At 67.5% G+C, this 17,409-nt stretch carries 25 protein-coding genes; 1 reads left to right on the top strand and 24 read right to left on the bottom strand.

What is annotated here, in order from left to right; all coding sequences use genetic code 11:
- Nucleotides 1-171: 171 nt before the first annotated feature.
- From rplO to OG753_RS25305, 22 genes are all read right to left on the bottom strand, one after another.
- Nucleotides 172-627 carry a 50S ribosomal protein L15 gene (gene rplO, locus OG753_RS25410; RefSeq protein WP_030008473.1) on the bottom strand — a complete coding sequence of 152 codons (456 nt, stop codon included), beginning with the start codon at nt 625-627 and terminating at the stop codon, nt 172-174.
- A gap of 2 nt (nt 628-629) precedes the next feature.
- Entirely contained in the window at nt 630-812 is a 183-nt protein-coding gene (rpmD, locus tag OG753_RS25405) for a 50S ribosomal protein L30 (RefSeq protein WP_053682614.1), read from the bottom strand.
- Entirely contained in the window at nt 812-1,414 is a 603-nt protein-coding gene (rpsE, locus tag OG753_RS25400; protein WP_030388857.1) for a 30S ribosomal protein S5, read from the bottom strand. The genes rpmD and rpsE overlap by 1 nt, the downstream gene beginning before the upstream one ends.
- A gap of 45 nt (nt 1,415-1,459) precedes the next feature.
- The gene (rplR, locus tag OG753_RS25395) at nt 1,460-1,843 is read right to left on the bottom strand and encodes a 50S ribosomal protein L18 (protein WP_008739696.1); all 384 of its coding nucleotides are present in this window, start codon (nt 1,841-1,843) and stop codon (nt 1,460-1,462) included.
- A 2-nt stretch (nt 1,844-1,845) separates the two neighbouring features.
- Complete coding sequence (gene rplF / locus OG753_RS25390) at nt 1,846-2,385, bottom strand: 50S ribosomal protein L6 (RefSeq protein ID WP_327263990.1); 540 nt, start codon at nt 2,383-2,385, stop codon at nt 1,846-1,848.
- 20 nt (nt 2,386-2,405) lie between these two features.
- Nucleotides 2,406-2,804: a 30S ribosomal protein S8 gene (rpsH, locus tag OG753_RS25385; RefSeq protein ID WP_007265911.1), complete on the bottom strand. Its 399-nt coding sequence runs from the start codon at nt 2,802-2,804 to the stop codon at nt 2,406-2,408.
- A 223-nt stretch (nt 2,805-3,027) separates the two neighbouring features.
- Nucleotides 3,028-3,213, bottom strand: a complete 186-nt coding sequence (locus OG753_RS25380; protein WP_003956452.1) for a type Z 30S ribosomal protein S14 — start codon at nt 3,211-3,213, stop codon at nt 3,028-3,030.
- 5 nt (nt 3,214-3,218) lie between these two features.
- On the bottom strand, nt 3,219-3,770 hold the full coding sequence (gene rplE, locus OG753_RS25375) for a 50S ribosomal protein L5 (protein WP_030388859.1): 552 nt from the start codon (nt 3,768-3,770) through the stop codon (nt 3,219-3,221).
- Nucleotides 3,770-4,081 (bottom strand): 50S ribosomal protein L24, encoded by a 312-nt coding sequence (gene rplX, locus OG753_RS25370; protein ID WP_030008468.1) that lies wholly within the window; start codon nt 4,079-4,081, stop codon nt 3,770-3,772. The genes rplE and rplX overlap by 1 nt, the downstream gene beginning before the upstream one ends.
- 2 nt (nt 4,082-4,083) lie before the next feature.
- Nucleotides 4,084-4,452, bottom strand: coding sequence for a 50S ribosomal protein L14 (rplN, locus tag OG753_RS25365; RefSeq protein ID WP_008739701.1), 369 nt, complete (start codon nt 4,450-4,452; stop codon nt 4,084-4,086).
- 105 nt (nt 4,453-4,557) lie between these two features.
- Nucleotides 4,558-4,839, bottom strand: coding sequence for a 30S ribosomal protein S17 (gene rpsQ, locus OG753_RS25360; protein ID WP_030008467.1), 282 nt, complete (start codon nt 4,837-4,839; stop codon nt 4,558-4,560).
- Nucleotides 4,839-5,063, bottom strand: a complete 225-nt coding sequence (rpmC, locus tag OG753_RS25355; protein WP_008739703.1) for a 50S ribosomal protein L29 — start codon at nt 5,061-5,063, stop codon at nt 4,839-4,841. Before rpmC ends, rpsQ begins: the two co-directional genes overlap by 1 nt.
- On the bottom strand, nt 5,063-5,482 hold the full coding sequence (gene rplP, locus OG753_RS25350) for a 50S ribosomal protein L16 (protein ID WP_112447745.1): 420 nt from the start codon (nt 5,480-5,482) through the stop codon (nt 5,063-5,065). Before rplP ends, rpmC begins: the two co-directional genes overlap by 1 nt.
- Nucleotides 5,483-5,487: 5 nt before the next feature.
- A complete protein-coding gene (gene rpsC / locus OG753_RS25345) occupies nt 5,488-6,330 on the bottom strand; it encodes a 30S ribosomal protein S3 (RefSeq protein WP_008739710.1) in 843 nt (280 codons plus the stop codon).
- Nucleotides 6,330-6,677 (bottom strand): 50S ribosomal protein L22, encoded by a 348-nt coding sequence (rplV, locus tag OG753_RS25340; protein ID WP_037792011.1) that lies wholly within the window; start codon nt 6,675-6,677, stop codon nt 6,330-6,332. Before rplV ends, rpsC begins: the two co-directional genes overlap by 1 nt.
- Nucleotides 6,678-6,720: 43 nt before the next feature.
- Entirely contained in the window at nt 6,721-7,002 is a 282-nt protein-coding gene (rpsS, locus tag OG753_RS25335; protein WP_008739713.1) for a 30S ribosomal protein S19, read from the bottom strand.
- 12 nt (nt 7,003-7,014) lie between these two features.
- Nucleotides 7,015-7,851 (bottom strand): 50S ribosomal protein L2, encoded by an 837-nt coding sequence (gene rplB / locus OG753_RS25330; RefSeq protein ID WP_008739715.1) that lies wholly within the window; start codon nt 7,849-7,851, stop codon nt 7,015-7,017.
- Nucleotides 7,852-7,890: 39 nt separating this feature from the next.
- Nucleotides 7,891-8,214 (bottom strand): 50S ribosomal protein L23, encoded by a 324-nt coding sequence (rplW, locus tag OG753_RS25325; protein WP_215023440.1) that lies wholly within the window; start codon nt 8,212-8,214, stop codon nt 7,891-7,893.
- Nucleotides 8,214-8,864, bottom strand: coding sequence for a 50S ribosomal protein L4 (gene rplD / locus OG753_RS25320; RefSeq protein ID WP_030767300.1), 651 nt, complete (start codon nt 8,862-8,864; stop codon nt 8,214-8,216). Before rplD ends, rplW begins: the two co-directional genes overlap by 1 nt.
- A gap of 4 nt (nt 8,865-8,868) precedes the next feature.
- Nucleotides 8,869-9,513 (bottom strand): 50S ribosomal protein L3, encoded by a 645-nt coding sequence (rplC, locus tag OG753_RS25315; RefSeq protein WP_007265899.1) that lies wholly within the window; start codon nt 9,511-9,513, stop codon nt 8,869-8,871.
- 14 nt (nt 9,514-9,527) lie between these two features.
- Nucleotides 9,528-9,836, bottom strand: coding sequence for a 30S ribosomal protein S10 (rpsJ, locus tag OG753_RS25310; protein ID WP_003948644.1), 309 nt, complete (start codon nt 9,834-9,836; stop codon nt 9,528-9,530).
- A 470-nt stretch (nt 9,837-10,306) separates the two neighbouring features.
- Nucleotides 10,307-11,323 carry a hypothetical protein gene (locus OG753_RS25305; protein WP_405790240.1) on the bottom strand — a complete coding sequence of 339 codons (1,017 nt, stop codon included), beginning with the start codon at nt 11,321-11,323 and terminating at the stop codon, nt 10,307-10,309.
- A 158-nt stretch (nt 11,324-11,481) separates the two neighbouring features.
- On the opposite strand from OG753_RS25305, the gene OG753_RS25300 reads away from it, so the two are divergent.
- Nucleotides 11,482-14,133: a peptidoglycan recognition protein gene (locus tag OG753_RS25300; RefSeq protein WP_405790238.1), complete on the top strand. Its 2,652-nt coding sequence runs from the start codon at nt 11,482-11,484 to the stop codon at nt 14,131-14,133.
- Between the two features lie 135 nt (nt 14,134-14,268).
- On the opposite strand, the gene OG753_RS25295 is transcribed toward OG753_RS25300, so the two are convergent.
- Both OG753_RS25295 and OG753_RS25290 read right to left on the bottom strand, forming a co-directional pair.
- Nucleotides 14,269-16,089 (bottom strand): phospholipid carrier-dependent glycosyltransferase, encoded by a 1,821-nt coding sequence (locus OG753_RS25295; RefSeq protein ID WP_327263987.1) that lies wholly within the window; start codon nt 16,087-16,089, stop codon nt 14,269-14,271.
- 6 nt (nt 16,090-16,095) lie between these two features.
- Nucleotides 16,096-17,394 carry a hypothetical protein gene (locus OG753_RS25290; RefSeq protein WP_327263986.1) on the bottom strand — a complete coding sequence of 433 codons (1,299 nt, stop codon included), beginning with the start codon at nt 17,392-17,394 and terminating at the stop codon, nt 16,096-16,098.
- Nucleotides 17,395-17,409 lie beyond the last annotated feature (15 nt).

The raw sequence follows: 17,409 nt of genomic DNA, 5'->3' as shown, positions 1-17,409 counted from the left end.
CCCGCGCTACTGCGTCAGAGGTGACGGTCTGAGGGATCGACGTATACGACAAAGCAAAGGTGCACGCCACCTTACCGGCGAGTGTGCCTTCCGTGGAACGACCGACCGGGGATGCCCCATATGTGAGGCATCCCCGGTCGGGTTTCGAGCTATTCAGCCACTGAAATCGTCTTAGACGAGCTCGGTGACGGTGCCGCCGGCAGCGGCAATCTTCTCCTTGGCGGAGGCGGAAACGGCGTCAACCGAAACCTGCAGCGCCACGGAGATCTCGCCCTGGCCCAGGACCTTGACGAGGCTGTTCTTGCGAACCGCGCCCTTGGCGACCAGGTCGGCCACCGTGACTTCTCCACCCTCGGGGTAGAGAGCGCCGAGCTTGTCCAGGTTGACAACCTGGAACTCGGTGCGGAACGGGTTCTTGAAGCCCTTGAGCTTCGGCAGGCGCATGTGGAGGGGCATCTGCCCACCCTCGAAGCGCTGCGGGATCTGGTAACGGGCCTTCTGGCCCTTCGTACCACGACCGGCCGTCTTACCCTTCGACGCCTCACCACGACCGACACGGGTCTTCGCGGTCTTGGCGCCGGGGGCGGGACGGAGGTTGTGGGCCTTCAGCGGGCTGTTCTCAGCCATGATTAGTCAACCTCCTCAACCGTCACGAGGTGGCGGACGGTCTGCACCATTCCGCGGAACTCGGGGCGGTCCTCCTTGACGACGACGTCGTTCAGGCGCTTGAGCCCGAGCGAACGCAGCGTGTCGCGGTGGTTCTGCTTGCTGCCGATGTACGACTTCGTCTGCGTGATCTTGAGGCGAGCCATTACGCACCCGCCCCAGCACGTGCACGAAGCAGAGCCGCGGGGGCGACGTCCTCGAGGGGCAGACCACGGCGAGCCGCGATCTCCTCGGGACGCTGCAGGCCCTGGAGGGCCGCCACGGTCGCGTGCACGATGTTGATCGCGTTGTCGGAGCCCAGGGACTTCGACAGGATGTCGTGAACGCCGGCGCACTCCAGAACGGCGCGCACCGGGCCACCGGCGATAACACCGGTACCGGGGGAAGCAGGCTTCAGCAGGACGACGCCCGCAGCCTTCTCGCCCTGGATCGGGTGAGGAATGGTGCCCTGGATGCGCGGAACCTTGAAGAAGTTCTTCTTCGCTTCCTCGACACCCTTGGCGATGGCCGCGGGAACTTCCTTGGCCTTGCCGTAACCGACACCTACAGTGCCGTCACCGTCGCCCACCACGACCAGCGCGGTGAAGCTGAAGCGGCGACCACCCTTGACAACCTTGGCGACGCGGTTGATCGCGACAACGCGCTCAACGTAAGCGGTCTTCTCGGCGGCAGGGCCACCGTCGCGACCCTTCCGGTCCCGCCGCTCGCCGCCACCGGCACCGCTTCCGCGGCGCTGGGGTCCAGCCATTGGATTACCTCTCTCTGTTACGTCCGTGAGTCCCGGAACCGGGGCTTAGAACTTCAGCCCGGCTTCGCGGGCGGCGTCAGCCAGAGCGGCAATGCGCCCGGCGTATCGGTTGCCACCGCGGTCGAACACGACGGTCTCGACTCCCGCAGCCTTCGCACGCTCGGCGACGAGCGCGCCGACGGCCTGGGCCTGGGCGCTCTTGTCGCCTTCGCCACCGCGGATCGAGGTGTCCAGGGTCGACGCGGACGCCAGGGTGTGACCCTGGAGGTCGTCGATGACCTGAGCAACGATGTTGCGGTTCGAACGCGTCACGACGAGGCGCGGACGCTCCGCCGTACCCGACACGTTCTTGCGAATGCGGATGTGGCGGCGAGCCTTGGCAGCGCGCTTGTACGCGTCGCCCTTGGCGATCTTCACACCGTATGCCATGGCTACTTACCAGCCTTTCCGACCTTGCGGCGGATGACTTCGCCGGCGTACTTGACACCCTTGGCCTTGTACGGGTCGGGCTTCCGCAGCTTGCGGATGTTGGCGGCGACCTCGCCGACCTTCTGCTTGTCGATGCCCTCGACCGAGAACTTGGTCGGCGACTCGACCTTGAAGGAGATGCCCTCGGGCGCCTCCACCAGGATCGGGTGGCTGTAACCCAGCTGGAACTCCAGGTTGGAGCCCTTCGCCAGGACACGGTAACCGACACCGCTGATCTCGAGAGCCTTGACGTATCCCGTGGTCACACCGGTGATCATGTTCGCCACCAGCGTGCGGGACAGGCCGTGCAGGGCCTTGTTCTGACGCTCGTCGTTCGGACGGGTGACGTTCAGAACGCCGTCCTCGCCCTTCACGACGGCGATGGGAGCCTTGACGGTGTGGGTGAGGGAACCCTTGGGGCCCTTAACCGCAACCGTGCTGCCATCGATGGTGACGTCCACACCGGCGGGAACCTGGATGGGGAGCTTGCCGATTCGCGACATTGCTTTTCCTCCGTTCCCGACTACCAGACGTAGGCGAGGACTTCCCCACCTACGCCCTTCTTGCCTGCCTGCTGGCCGGTGAGCAGACCGTGCGACGTGGAGATGATCGCCACGCCCAGGCCGCCGAGCACCTTCGGCAGGTTGGTGGACTTCGCGTACACGCGCAGACCGGGCTTCGAGATCCGCTTGATGCCCGCAATGGAGCGCTCGCGGTTCGGCCCGAACTTCAGCTCGAGGACGAGGTTCTTGCCGACCTCGGCGTCCTCGACCTTCCAGCCGGTGATGAAACCCTCCTGCTTGAGGATCTCTGCGATGTGCGACTTGATCTTGCTGTGCGGCATCACGACGGTGTCGTGGTACGCCGAGTTAGCGTTACGCAGACGCGTGAGCATGTCTGCGATCGGGTCAGTCATGGTCATGAAGTGGCCTTCGGCCTCTCTCGCCGGGGTTTCCTGTATGCGCCATCCCTCTCCCCACTCAGTGGCGGGACGGGTGCGGTGCGGGGACCTACGGCGTAGTAAGTCGTTATGGGCGGCGGACGCCCAACCACACAAGCCTAAGGCATGCGCGGCCGGGCACCCACCGTCCAGATGCTTACCGAGAGTGCCTGGTACTCCCCAAGTCCTTACGGACGAGGGTGATTTACCAGGAGCTCTTGGTCACGCCCGGCAGCTCGCCACGGTGAGCCATCTCACGAAGGCACACGCGGCACAGGCCGAACTTGCGGTACACGGAGTGGGGGCGACCGCAGCGCTGGCAGCGGGTGTACGCACGCACACCGAACTTGGGCTTACGGGCAGCCTTCGCGATGAGAGCCTTCTTCGCCATCTCGCTTACGCCTCCTTGAAGGGGAAGCCGAGGTGACGAAGGAGGGCACGGCCCTCGTCGTCGTTGGTCGCCGTGGTGACCACGGTGATGTCCATACCCCGGGTACGGTCGATCTTGTCCTGGTCGATCTCGTGGAACATGACCTGCTCCGTGAGACCGAAGGTGTAGTTGCCACGGCCGTCGAACTGCTTCGGCGACAGACCACGGAAGTCACGGATACGCGGAAGCGCGAGCGACAGCGTACGGTCCAGGAACTCCCACATGCGGTCACCACGGAGGGTGACGTGGCAGCCGATCGGCTGACCCTCGCGCAGCTTGAACTGCGCGATGGACTTGCGGGCCTTCGTGACGGCCGGCTTCTGACCGGTGATCGTCGTCAGGTCCTTGATGGCGCCGTCGATCAGCTTGGAGTCGCGGGCGGCGTCGCCCACACCCATGTTGACCACGATCTTCACGAGGCCGGGAATCTGCATGACGTTCTCGTAGGAGAACTCCTCACGCAGCTTGCCCGCGATGTCCTCGCGGTACTTCGTCTTGAGACGCGGAGTGGTAGCCATCAGATGTCCTCACCCGTCCGCTTGGCAACGCGGATCTTGTTGCCCTCGTCGTCGAAGCGGTAGCCGACGCGGGTGACGACCTTCTTGCCGTCCTTCTCCACAACCAGCTGAACGTTGCTGACGTGGACCGGGGCCTCGGTGATCACAATGCCACCGGCCTGGTTCTGCGCAGCCTTGGTGTGCTTCTTGACCCGGTTGACACCCTCGACGAGGACACGGTTGTCGGCGGGGAAGGCAACGATGACCTTGCCCTGCTTGCCCTTGTCCTTACCGGTGATGACCTGGACCAGGTCGCCCTTCTTGATCTTCATGCTTACAGCACCTCCGGCGCGAGCGAGATGATCTTCATGAACTTCTTCTCGCGCAGCTCACGGCCCACCGGGCCGAAGATACGGGTGCCGCGAGGGTCGCCGTCGTTCTTCAGAATGACGGCGGCGTTCTCGTCAAAGCGGATGTACGAGCCGTCCTGGCGGCGACGCTCCTTGACGGTGCGAACGATGACCGCCTTGACGACGTCACCCTTCTTCACGTTGCCACCGGGGATCGCGTCCTTGACGGTGGCGACGATGACGTCACCGATGCCCGCGTAGCGGCGACCGGAACCACCGAGAACACGGATGCAAAGGATTTCCTTGGCACCAGTGTTGTCGGCGATACGCAGTCGCGACTCCTGCTGGATCACGTGTATCTCCTGTTTGTCTGCCGGTTCCCGGCGGGGGCTTCACTCCGGAGAGCGTCGCCCCCACCGAGCCTGGCGGAACGAACCTAAGGGAAACCCCTCAGGTGCTTACTTGGCCTTCTCGAGGATCTCGACGATGCGCCAGCGCTTGCTCGCCGACAGCGGACGCGTCTCCATGATGAGGACGCGGTCGCCGACGCCGGCAGCGTTCTGCTCGTCGTGAGCCTTGAGCTTGTTCGTACGGCGGATGACCTTGCCGTACAGGGCGTGCTTCACGCGGTCCTCGACGGCGACGACGACGGTCTTGTCCATCTTGTCGCTGACGACCAGACCCTCACGGGTCTTGCGGAAACCGCGCTCGGTCTTCTCAGTCACGTTGTTCTCGCTCATCAGGCGCTCTCCACCGTCTCGATACCGAGCTCACGCTCGTGCATCAGGGTGTAGATGCGAGCGATGTCCTTACGGACGGACTTGAGCCGGCCGTTGTTCTCCAGCTGACCCGTGGCCGCCTGGAAGCGGAGCTTGAACAGCTCCTCCTTGGCCTCGCGCAGCTTGCCAACGAGCTCCTCGTTGCCGAGCTCACGCAGCTCGGACGCCTTGGTTCCCGTCGCCATCACGACTCACCTGCCTCGCGCCGAACAATCCGGCACTTCATCGGAAGCTTGTGAGCAGCGCGGGTGAGCGCCTCACGAGCAATCTTCTCGTTCGGGTAGGACAGCTCGAACATGACCCGGCCCGGGTGCACGTTGGCGATCCACCACTCGGGAGAACCCTTACCGGAACCCATGCGGGTTTCGGCCGGCTTCTTCGTCAGCGGGCGGTCCGGGTAGATGTTGATCCAGACCTTGCCGCCACGCTTGATGTGGCGGGTCATCGCAATACGAGCCGCCTCGATCTGGCGGTTCGTCACGTACGCCGGGGTCAGCGCCTGGATGCCGTACTCGCCGAACGAGACCTCAGTACCGCCCTTGGCCATACCGCTGCGCTTCGGGTGGTGCTGCTTGCGGTGCTTGACCCTACGAGGGATCAGCATGTCGGTCAGGCCTCCGTTCCGGTGCTCTCGGCCGGAGCGGCGGCGGGAGCGTCGGCCTTGGGGGCCTCGGCACCAGCAGCCTGCTGCGGCTTGCGGCCACCACGGCCGCCGCGCTCGCCACCACGGCCACCACGGCCGGCGGGACGGTCGCCAGCGCCCTGCGCGCCACGGGCCGGGCGGTTACCCGCACGGGCCGCAGCGTTCTCGGCGCGAACCTCGGCGATGTTCTTGACATCGCCCTTGTAGATCCAGACCTTCACACCGATACGGCCGAAGGTGGTCTTGGCCTCGAAGAAGCCGTAGTCCACGTTCGCGCGCAGGGTGTGCAGCGGCACACGGCCTTCGCGGTAGAACTCGGAGCGGGACATCTCGGCGCCGCCGAGACGGCCGCCACACTGGATCTTGATGCCCTTGGCGCCGGCCTTCATCGTGCCCTGCATGCTCTTACGCATGGCGCGACGGAAGGAGACGCGGGAGGAGAGCTGCTCGGCAACGGCCTGGGCAACCAGCTGGGCATCGAGCTCGGGGTTCTTGACCTCGAGGATGTTCAGCTGGACCTGCTTGCCCGTGAGCTTCTCGAGGTCACCGCGGATGCGGTCGGCCTCGGCGCCACGGCGGCCGATGACGATGCCCGGACGAGCGGTGTGGATGTCCACACGCACGCGGTCACGGGTGCGCTCGATCTCAACCTTCGAGATGCCGGCGCGCTCCATGCCGGACGTCATCATCCGACGGATGGCGACGTCTTCCTTGACGTAGTCCTTGTACAGCTTGTCGGCGTACCAACGCGACTTGAAGTCGGTGGTGATGCCGAGCCGGAACCCGTGCGGGTTTACCTTCTGGCCCATTACCGGGAACCTTCCTTGCTGCTGACGACCACGGTGATGTGGCTGGTCCGCTTGCGGATCCGGTAGGCACGGCCCTGCGCACGCGGACGGAACCGCTTCAGGGTCGGGCCCTCGTCCACGAACGCCTCGCTGATGACCAGCGTGGAGGCGTCCGGGTGGTTGTAGTTGTGTGCGGCATTGGCAATGGCGCTGTCAAGCACCTTGCCAACCGGCACGCTCGCGGCCTGCGGGGCGAAACGCAGGACCGCCTGAGCCTCCGTGGCATCCATGCCACGGATAAGGTCCACCACTCGGCGGGCCTTCATGGGCGTGACGCGGATGTACCGCGCCTGGGCCCTGGCTTCCATGGTTGTCCCTTCGGTGTAAGTCATAGTCGTAACCACCCCGCCTTTAGCGGCGCTTCGACTTCCGGTCGTCCTTGACGTGGCCGCGGAAGGTGCGAGTCGGCGAGAACTCGCCGAGCTTGTGGCCGACCATCGACTCGGTGACGAACACCGGGACGTGGGTCTTGCCGTTGTGCACCGCGATGGTGTGACCCAGCATGCTGGGGATGATCATCGAGCGACGGGACCAGGTCTTGATGACGTTCTTGGTGCCGGCTTCGTTCTGGACGTCCACCTTCTTTACGAGGTGGTCGTCGACGAAGGGCCCCTTCTTGAGACTGCGCGGCATCTAAACCCGCTCCTAGCGCTTCTTGTTCGTCTTGCGGCGGCGGACGATGTACTTGCTCGAAGCCTTCTTCGGCGAGCGAGTACGACCCTCCTTCTGACCCCACGGGGAGACCGGGTGGCGACCACCACTGGTCTTGCCCTCACCACCACCGTGCGGGTGGTCAACCGGGTTCATCGCGACACCGCGGACGGACGGGCGAACGCCCTTCCAGCGCATACGGCCGGCCTTGCCCCAGTTGATGTTCGACTGCTCGGCGTTGCCGACCTCGCCGACGGTGGCGCGGCAGCGCGCGTCGACCAGGCGGATCTCACCGGAAGGCATACGAAGGTGGGCCATCGTGCCCTCCTTCGCCAGCAGCTGCACGGAGGCACCCGCGGAGCGGGCGAACTTGGCGCCACCACCGGGACGGAGCTCGATCGCGTGGATCGTGGTACCGACCGGGATGTTGCGGAGCGCGAGGTTGTTACCGGGCTTGATGTCGGCCGTGGGGCCGTTCTCAATCCGGTCGCCCTGCTTCAGAGCCTTCGGCGCGATGATGTAGCGCTTCTCGCCGTCCGCGTAGTGCAGGAGCGCGATGCGCGCGGTGCGGTTGGGGTCGTACTCGATGTGCGCGACCTTCGCCGGCACGCCGTCCTTGTCGTGACGACGGAAGTCGATCACGCGGTAGGCGCGCTTGTGTCCACCACCCTGGTGGCGAACGGTGATCCGACCGGTGTTGTTACGGCCGCCCTTGCTGTGCAGGGGGCGAACCAGCGACTTCTCCGGCGTGGACCGCGTGATCTCGACAAAGTCGGCGACGCTGGAGCCACGACGGCCCGGGGTCGTCGGCTTGTACTTGCGGATACCCATTTCTCAGTCCTCGTCCGATTCCGGACGACTAGACCTCCGTTAGGAGGCCTGGCCGCCGAAGATGTCGATTCGGTCGCCCTCAGCGAGGGTCACGATGGCGCGCTTCGTGTCAGCGCGCTTGCCGAAACCGGTCTTGGTGCGCTTGCGCTTACCCTGACGGTTGATCGTGTTGACCCCGGTGACCTTGACCGAGAAGACCGCTTCCACAGCCTGCTTGATCTGGGTCTTGTTCGAGCCGGGCGCGACGATGAACGTGTACTTGTTCTCGTCGAGCAGCGCGTAGCTCTTCTCCGAGACAACCGGCTTGATCAGCAGGTCGCGCGGGTCAGTGAAGGTCTTGCTGGTAACGGTCGCGTCAGACATTACGCGTCGCTCCCTTCGGTCTCATCGGCCTTGGGGCCAGACACGAAGGACTCGAAAGCGGCCTGAGTGAAGACCACGTCGTCAGAGACGATCACGTCGTACGTGTTCAGCTGGCCCGGCTCCAGGATGTGAACCTGGGGCAGGTTGCGGGCGGACAGCCACGCGGCCTCGTCGGCGCGCTCGACGACCAGGAGCAGGTTCTTGCGCTCCGAGATCTTGCCGAACAGCGTCTTGGCGGCCTTCGTGGAGGCAGCACCCTCGACCACGCCGGTGACGACGTGGATGCGGGAGTGACGCGCACGGTCCGAGAGGGCACCGCGGAGGGCGGCGGCCTTCATCTTCTTCGGGGTCCGCTGGGAGTAGTCACGCGGCTGCGGGCCGTGGACGACGCCACCGCCGACGAACTGCGGCGCACGGGTCGAACCCTGGCGCGCGCGGCCGGTGCCCTTCTGGCGGTACGGCTTGCGGCCACCACCACGGACTTCGCCGCGACGCTTGGTCTTGTGCGTGCCCTGACGGGCAGCTGCCAGCTGAGCGACAACGACCTGGTGGATCAGCGGAACGCTGGTCTTCGCGTCGAAGATCTCCGAGGGGAGCTCGACGGTACCGGCCTTGTCGCCTGCCGGCGAAAGGATGTCAATGGTGCTCATTACCTCAAGCCCCCTTGGCCGCGGTACGGACCAGGACGAGGCCGCCGTTCGGACCGGGGACTGCGCCCTTGATGAGGAGCAGACCCTTCTCCGCGTCAACCGCGTGGATGGTCAGGTTCTGGGTGGTGACACGCTCGTTACCCATGCGACCGGCCATGCGCATGCCCTTGAAGACACGCCCAGGGGTGGCACAGCCACCGATCGAACCGGGGGAGCGGTGCTTGCGCTGCACACCGTGACCGGCGCCGAGGCCCCGGAAGTTGTGCCGCTTCATGACACCGGCGAAGCCCTTGCCCTTGCTGTTGCCCGTGACGTCAACCTTGACGCCGGACTCGAACACCTCAGCAGTGATCTCCTGGCCGAGCGTGTACTCGCTGGCGTCGGAGGTGCGGAGCTCCACCAGGTGGCGGCGGGGGGTCACGTCGGCCTTGGCGAAGTGGCCCTTGAGGGGCTTGTTCACCTTGCGCGGGTCGATCTCGCCGAAGGCGATCTGGACCGACTCGTAGCCGTCGATGTCGTTCGTACGGACCTGGGTAACGACGCAGGGTCCGGCCTTGACCACGGTCACCGGGACGACACGGTTGTTCTCGTCCCAGACCTGGGTCATGCCGAGCTTCTCGCCCAGGACGCCCTTGATCTGCTTTGCCATCTTCTCGACGCCTCTCAGAGCTTGATCTCGATGTCAACGCCGGCCGGAAGGTCCAGGCGCATCAGCGAGTCAACGGTCTTGGGGGTCGGGTCGAGGATGTCGATCAGGCGCTTGTGCGTGCGCATCTCGAAGTGCTCGCGCGAGTCCTTGTACTTGTGCGGCGACTTGATGACGCAGTACACGTTCTTCTCAGTGGGCAGCGGCACCGGGCCCGCGACCGACGCACCAGTGCGCGTCACCGTCTCGACGATCTTCTTCGCCGAGGAATCGATGACCTCGTGGTCGTAGGCCTTGAGCCGGATGCGGATCTTCTGTCCCGCCATGGCTACTCCGTAGTCCTGTCTGTATGTGGAAACGCTCTGGCTCCCGGTCGGCTGCGGGACGGATCCCACTGCCTCTCCTCCGACCCACGCGGTCGGGCGTGTCGCACTCCCTCTACAGAAAATTCCCATACGGAAATTCCCTCGTCCAAGGGGGTGCGGTCCCTGTGACCGCGATTCGGGGGAGAAACACCCACCGAGTGCCTGGTGTGCACCGTGCTGACACTTCCCAGAAGATTCCCGTACGTCCGTCCCCATTGCTGCCCCGAGAGGCAGATTAAGGACGACGAGTACTGTGGGACTCGCTTCCGGTCCTCCCGGCGGGAGGCGCGCAGCATCGGCACTCAGCCGAGCAACTTGAGTAGTCTGCCATACGAGGCACGTACCTGGCCAATCGGGCGGAAGAGAATACCCCGCCACGCTGAGTGGTCAAACCGCACCACGCGCTGCACCCGGCGGGGCTCCTCCCCCGGTCAGGAGCGGGTGATGGTCCTGCACCCTTCGCCCTGGATGTCCGTACTGCGGTCGTACGGATCCTCGGCGGGCCCGGTGGCCGCAGGCCCGGTCGGCGCGTCCAGCGGGAACTGCGGGTGCAGGAAGCCGTCGGCCGCCTCGCACTCCACGTTCGACCACTCCGCCTGGTACGCGCGCAGCTGCAGCCGGCCCCGCGTGGTCTCCCAGCGCGCCGGGTCGAGCAGGGCGAGGGTGATCTGCCGGCGCACGATCGTGCGCTGCACGCTCGTGCCGCCCTTCGCCTTGGTCAGCGGGTGGACGAAGGTGTAGTCCGTCACCACGAGGACCTCCCCCGGGTCCCCCTTCTCCACGCGCATGCTGCCGCGCACCTTGACGACGTCGCCGACCGGCCCCGCCTCGGCCGGGTCGAAGCGGGTGAAGACCGTCACCGGGGTGTCCTGCGCCGTGGGCTTCGTCAGGTACCGCTCCAGCAGCTGCGGGATCTCCGGTTGCCGCGGGTCCAGGATCGCCAGGGCGCCGGCGGGCCGCTCCCCGCGCAGGGTCGCCGGGTCCAGGTTCGCCGCGACGAGGAACTGCTTCGTCTTCTGCAGTGCGTCGGCGACCTTCTCCTTCGACATCCCGCCCAGGGCGGTGGCCTCGGGGACCTCGATCCCGGCGGCGCCGTCGGCCCACTGGAGGGCCGGGGAGCCGCGGAAGGGTTCCTGCAGCGTCGGCTGATCGGGCGGCAGCGCGGGCGGCGGCGCGGTGGGGCGTACGGACTCCGCCGCCAGCGGCGCCGCGCTCCGGGCGTCCTGCCGGGCCCCGGCCTTGCCGGTGAGCCTGTCGATCACCAGCTCGGGCCGCAGGGCGACGAGCGCGAGCCCGGCGATGAGCGCCACGGCGAGGGTGGCCTTCAGCGGCCCCGGGCGGCTGCGCTGCTCCTGCCAGGCGGGCCCGGTGCGCCATCCCGGCGGCTCGTCCGGGAAGCCCCGTCTGCCGTCGTTGTCGTTGTTGTTGGTGTTGTTGGTGTTCCTCATGAACCCGCCCCGAGACGTTCTGCGTGCTTGCCCCAGGAGCCTCTCATTCCCCTCCGTCCGGCCCGACCCCGCCGGTCCTGCGGCAACTGCGTGCCAGTAGCATCCGGCCAACCGGGCCTGTCACATGGCCGGTTCACAAAAGGGGTTGGGGAAACAACTTGAGACTAGGTCGTGCGCGCGGTACGGCTCTGGCCGCCGCGCTCGGTGTCGTAGCGGTACTCGGTTTCCAGGGGGCGGCCAACGGCTTCGGCACCGACTCCCTGGACGATGAGGGACTGCCGCGCTACAGCGCCCCCGGCAAGGCACGGGGGCCGGTGGCGGGCAAGGTCCACAAGCTCCGCCTGAAGAACAAGGGGACCGGCAAGGCCGTCCTCGCACAGCAGGACACGAAGCCCTTCGGCCTCCTGGGCGTCACGTGGTCGGACCCCGCGGCCGAGGTGAAGGGCCCGATCGAGGCGCGCACGCGCAATGCGAAGACCGGTGAGTGGTCGAAGTGGATCACCCTGGAGAAGGCGCAGGCGAACCTCGACGGCAAGCGCCCCGGGATGCGCGGCTCCACGGAGCCCGTCTGGGTCGGTCTGTCGGACGGCGCCGAGGTCCGCGTGGGCGCGGACGCGGGCACTGCCGCGCTGCCCGCCGGACTGGAGCTGGCGCTCGTCGACCCGGGTTCCACCGCTGCCGCCAAGAAGTCCGGAGACCTGAAGGCCGAGCCGGCGGCGTTCGCCGCCCCGGCGGAGGACCCCGTTCCGCCGACGCCCGCACAGCCGCCGACCACTCCGGGCCCCGCCTCCACGGCGCCGAAGCCCGAGATCGTCTCGCGCGTCCAGTGGGGAGCGGACGAGAGCCTGAACAACGAGGGCCCGGTCTACCTCCCCGGAGCGAAGATCAAGGCGGCCTTCGTCCACCACACCGCGGCCTCCGCGCCGTACGAGTGCTCCGAGTCCGCGGCCATCGTCCGCGGCCTGCACGTGTACCACGTGAACGAGAACAAGTGGCGTGACCTCGGCTACAACTTCCTCGTCGACAAGTGCGGCACGATCTTCGAGGGCCGCCAGGGCGGTGTCGACCAGCCCGTGCAGGGCGCGCACGCCTACGGCTGGAACTCCGAGTCGACGAGCGTCTCCGTCCTCGGCGACTACACGCAGGCCGGGGCCTCGCAGGCCGCGCTCGACGCCATCTCCAAGGTCGCGGCCTACAAGCTCGGCCAGTACGACGGCGACATGAGCGGCACGACGATGCTGACCGCGGGCGCCGACCAGAAGAACTACTTCGGCAAGAGCTACACCGCGGGGCAGTCGTACGAGTTCAAGACGCTCTCGGGACACCGGGACGGCTTCAACACCCAATGCCCGGGCCACGCGCTCTACCCCCAGCTGGACGCGCTCCGCACCTCCGGTCCCGCGGCCAGGCTGAAGGTCACCTCCGTGAACGGGGAAGCGGCCCAGCCGGGCTCCTCGTTCCAGACCCCCGGTCCCGTCTCCGTCGGCTTCGACACCAGCACGGCGAGCGCCCAGGTGAGCAAGTTCGAGCTGCTGGTCGACGACAAGCCGGTCGCCACCGTCGCGGGCACCGCCCGTTCGGCGTCGGCCTCGCTGGCGCTGGGCAGCCACCAGGTCCAGGTCCGGGCGACCACGACGAACGGCAAGGTGGCCACCAGCCTCCCGGTCACCGTCCTCGCCGAGGTCAAGGACATCAAGTTCGTCCCGGTCGCTCCCAAGCGGCTGATGGACACCCGTGAGGGCCTGGGCGTACCGCAGGCCAAGGTGGCCGGCGGCACCTCCGTCACCCTGCAGGTCGCGGGCGGCTCCACCGGCATCCCGGCGAGCGGTGTCACCGCGGCCGTCCTGAACGTGACGGCGACGGAGCCCACCCAGTCCAGCTTCGTGTCGGTCTACCCGAACGGAACGGCCCGCTCCAGCGCGTCGAACCTGAACTTCACCGCCGGCCAGACGATCCCCAACCTGGTGGTCGTCCCCGTGGTCGACGGCAAGGTCAGCTTCTACAACCACTCGGGAGCGGTCCACCTCATAGCCGACATCACCGGGTACTTCACCTGGAGCGGCGAGGGTGCCACGCACACCAACATCGGCCCGACGCGGCTGATGGACACCCGTGAGGGACTCGGAGTACCGCAGGCCAAGGTCGCCGGCGGCACCTCCGTCACCCTCCCCGTCGCGGGCATCGAGGGAATCCCGGCCACCGGCGTCAAGGCGGTCGTCCTCAACGTGACCGCGACCAACCCGACGCAGTCCAGCTTCGTGTCGGTCTACCCCAGCGGCACCACCCGCTCCAGCGCCTCCAACCTGAACTTCACCGCCGGCCAGACCATCCCCAACCTGGTGATCGTCCCCGTGGTCGACGGCAAGGTCAGCTTCTACAACCACTCCGGCACCGTCGACCTCATCGCCGACATCACCGGCTATTTTTCGGACAGCACCTCGGGTGCCACGCACACCAACATCGGCCCGACGCGGCTGATGGACACCCGTGAGGGACTCGGAGTACCGCAGGCCAAGGTCGCCGGCGGCACCTCCGTCACCCTCCCCGTCGCGGGCATCGAGGGAATCCCGGCCACCGGCGTCAAGGCGGTCGTCCTCAACGTGACCGCGACCAACCCGACGCAGTCCAGCTTCGTGTCGGTCTACCCCAGCGGCACCACCCGCTCCAGCGCCTCCAACCTGAACTTCACCGCCGGCCAGACCATCCCCAACCTGGTGATCGTCCCCGTGGTCGACGGCAAGGTCAGCTTCTACAACCACTCCGGCACCGTCGACCTCATCGCCGACATCACCGGCTACTTCACCAAGTAGTCCGCCGGACCGGAACCGAGAACGGGTGGACCCCGGCCGATCAGGCCGGGGTCCACCCGTTTCTTCGTCTCCTGCGGGCGGCGAGGGGAACCGGGACCGTGCGGTCCGCCCCTCACACCCTCCCGGTCGCCTGGATCAGCCCCGGCGCCAGATCACGTACTTGTCCTCGCGCACGTGCCGGTCGACGTGCCAGCCGGCCGGGGCGTTGCGCCAGCTCTCGGTGGCCGCGGCGTTCTCCGCGAAGAGGGCGACCACGGCGACGTTGGCCTCGGCCGGAGGGGCGTCGTTCTTGATCAGGGAGCGGGTCCAGACCCGGCCGTCGAGCACCTGGTAGGCCATCGTCATGCGGACCTCCCAGCGGACGTCCTTGTCCATCACCAGCTGGTCCCCGGGCCGGATGCCGGCCTTCTCGATGAAGCCGGTGCCGTCGCTCACGCGCTCGTTCGCGTAGGGCTCGGTGACGTTCTCGGTGATCGCGACGGTGGCGCAGCCGGCGAACACCGCCAGTGCGACCCCGACGGCCCCGGTGGCGAGCCCGGCGCGGCGGCTGCCGCCGAGCAGGCGCAGCAGCAGGACGACGGCGAGTGCGATCAGGGCGACGGCGGTGGTGCGCGTCGCGTGGAAGCTCGCCCAGTTCTCCCCGGACAGGCTGGAGAGGAAGGTGCTGTCGGGCAGGCCCCACAGGATGAACCAGGACTTGCTCCACTGCTGGCTGGCCATGTGGAGCAGGGCCGCCGTGAGCCCCAGCGTCACCACGCTCGCCGCCGCACCGAGTGCGACGATCTTCTTCCAGCCGCGGACGTGGTACAGCGTCGCCACCGCGACGAGCAGGTACACCGGGACCAGCAGGGACAGGTAGCGGGCGTAGACGATGGTGTCGATCCGGTGGTCGTTGGGCAGACCGGCGGCCGCCGCCAGGGCGATGCCGCCCAGCAGCGCGACCATCAGGAAGGCCACGACACGGTTGGCCAGGGTGAAGCGCGAGCTGAGGACCGCGCACACGCAGACCACCAGGGCCAGGGCGCCCAGGCCCCAGGTGGAGGTCATGAAGTACCAGAGGTGGCCGATCATCCGCATGATGGTGCGGCGCATCAGGCGGGTGTTCTCGAGCGTCTGGAAGACGGCGTTGCCGACCTCGCTCGGGGCTGCGCCGTCGATCCGGGAGATCATCCAGGTGGTCATCAGCTGCTTGCCGACGAACATCACGGCGAGCACGCCCAGCGCCGACGCGGTGGCGATCCGCGGTGCCCACTTGAAGACCAGGCCCACGAGCAGCACCAGACCGGTCAGCGCGATGATCACGCCGCCGCGGTCGTGGGTGAGCAGGCAGTAGCCGGCGGCGAAGGCGCCCAGCAGGCCGAACCGGATCCGGCTCTTCTTCGTGCCCTCCGAGAAGAGGCCGTGCATGCCGATCAGCCAGGCCAGCACCAGGACGGGCAGCGGGGTGTCCGCCATCGCGAACTGGGAGTAGAAGACGACCGGCGGGACCAGTACCGCGACGGTGGCCGCGATGTACGACACCGCCTTGGAGACGTTCAGCCGGCGCAGACCCCAGTACGCCATCGGCAGCACCAGGCAGCTGATCAGGGCGTTGATTCCCATGATCAGGTGGTAGCCGTACACCGCGTCCTCGGTGATGCGCAGGGCGGGCGAGATGAGGAACGAGTAGCCGGCGGGGATGACCTGGTCGCCGGGGATCTCGGTGGTCGGCCGGCCCGCCAGGATCCTGGCCATCACCAGGTACATCGACTCGTCCGGGCTGACCACCGGGTAGTTCTGCCTGGTGACCAGCGACAGCCGGAACAGCACGTTGAGCACGTAGCCGAGGGCCAGCGCCGACGGCACCACCCATCGGGCGTGCCACCAGCCCGCCGGGGTACGGCTGTCCGCCGGGGAGTCCCCGGCGGTCCGGTCGCTCTCCGGGTCGGCGGGAGAGAGGGGCGCCAGTCGCGTCATGACAGGTCAGACTTCCGTGAGATGTCCGTTGAGTACCGGTGTGGTGGTGCGGCGGGGCACGGCGCCGCGCAGGCTCAGCAGCATCGCGGCGGCGGTGGCCAGCGAGCCGACCGCGTACGCGAGTCCCACGCGCAGCGCGATGTCACCGGGCATCAGCGTGATGCCGAGCAGCACCGCGGTGCCGAACACCCAGCAGGCGAGCTGGGCGCGGTGCTTGTGCAGCACCATCTGCGCCTGGCCGAGCACCATCGCCAGCATGTAGCAGGTCGTTCCGACGGCGAACCACAGGAAGTCGACGCGGCCGAGCTGCCCGGGCTCGGCACCGAAGAGGACCTCGATCAGCCAGGGTCCGAGCAGCACGGCGGGGACACCGCCGACGACGCCGAGGCCGGCGACCACCAGGCAGGCCTTGCGGAGCATCCGGGCGAAGCCCTGGTGGTCCCCGCCGGCCACCACGGTGGAGAGTCCGGAGAGCAGCGAGGCCTGCAGCGAGCCGAAGACGAAGAGCGGCACACGGGCCAGCACCAGGGCGCTGAGCAGGCCGGCGATCAGTTCGGTGCGGGTCGGCTCCAGCAGCTGGGTGCTCATGACGGCCGCGTTGACGACCACCTGGGCGAGCAGGGTGGAGGCGGTCAACGGGCCGAGGCCGCGGACCAGGTCCCGGGTGGCGATCGGACCGCCGGGGCGCGCCGCGGCCCGGGTCGGGGCCAGCGTGACGAGCAGGGCGATGAACGGAGCCACGACGAGGATCAGGCTGAAGGCGAGCGCCGAGTGCAGCCCTGCGGCGGCGCAGGCGAAGGCCAGGACGATCCGCAGGCCGCCGTCGACGGCGAGCTGGGTGCCGAAGGCGGTGAAGCGGCCGGTGCCGGCCAGGATGCCCCGGGTGAGGTAGCACAGGGCCATTCCGGCGAAGGCGGCGCCGAGTACGGCGACCAGCTCGCGGTCCCCCCGGAACAGCCGGTCGGCGATCGGCCCGGCGAAGAGGGCGAGCGCGCCGAGTACGACGGCGAGGATGCCGGCGGTCAGCAGCCCCGCCCTGCGGAGCACCGGGGCGGCGCCCTCACCGCGCACCACGCGGGCGGCGACGATCCGGGTGAGCTCCTGCTCGATCGGGAAGAACAGGCCGATCCCGACGGACATCACCAGCGTCCACAGCACCGAGACCCCGGCCATGTCGGCCTTGGTGAGGCTGTGGCCGGCCACCGCGAGGTGGATGTAGGAGGCGGCGCCGAGCACAGCGGTGCCCCCCGCGACCATGGCGGTCCCGGGGGGCAGGGCCTTGAGCAGTTTCGCTATCGGGTTCATCCAGGAGCTTTCATC

The organism is Streptomyces sp. NBC_00029, assembly GCF_045160505.1.
Lineage (GTDB): Bacteria > Actinomycetota > Actinomycetes > Streptomycetales > Streptomycetaceae > Streptomyces.
The sequence above is the reverse complement of the archived record's forward strand: the minus strand, read 5'-3'. Positions and strand labels throughout refer to the sequence as shown.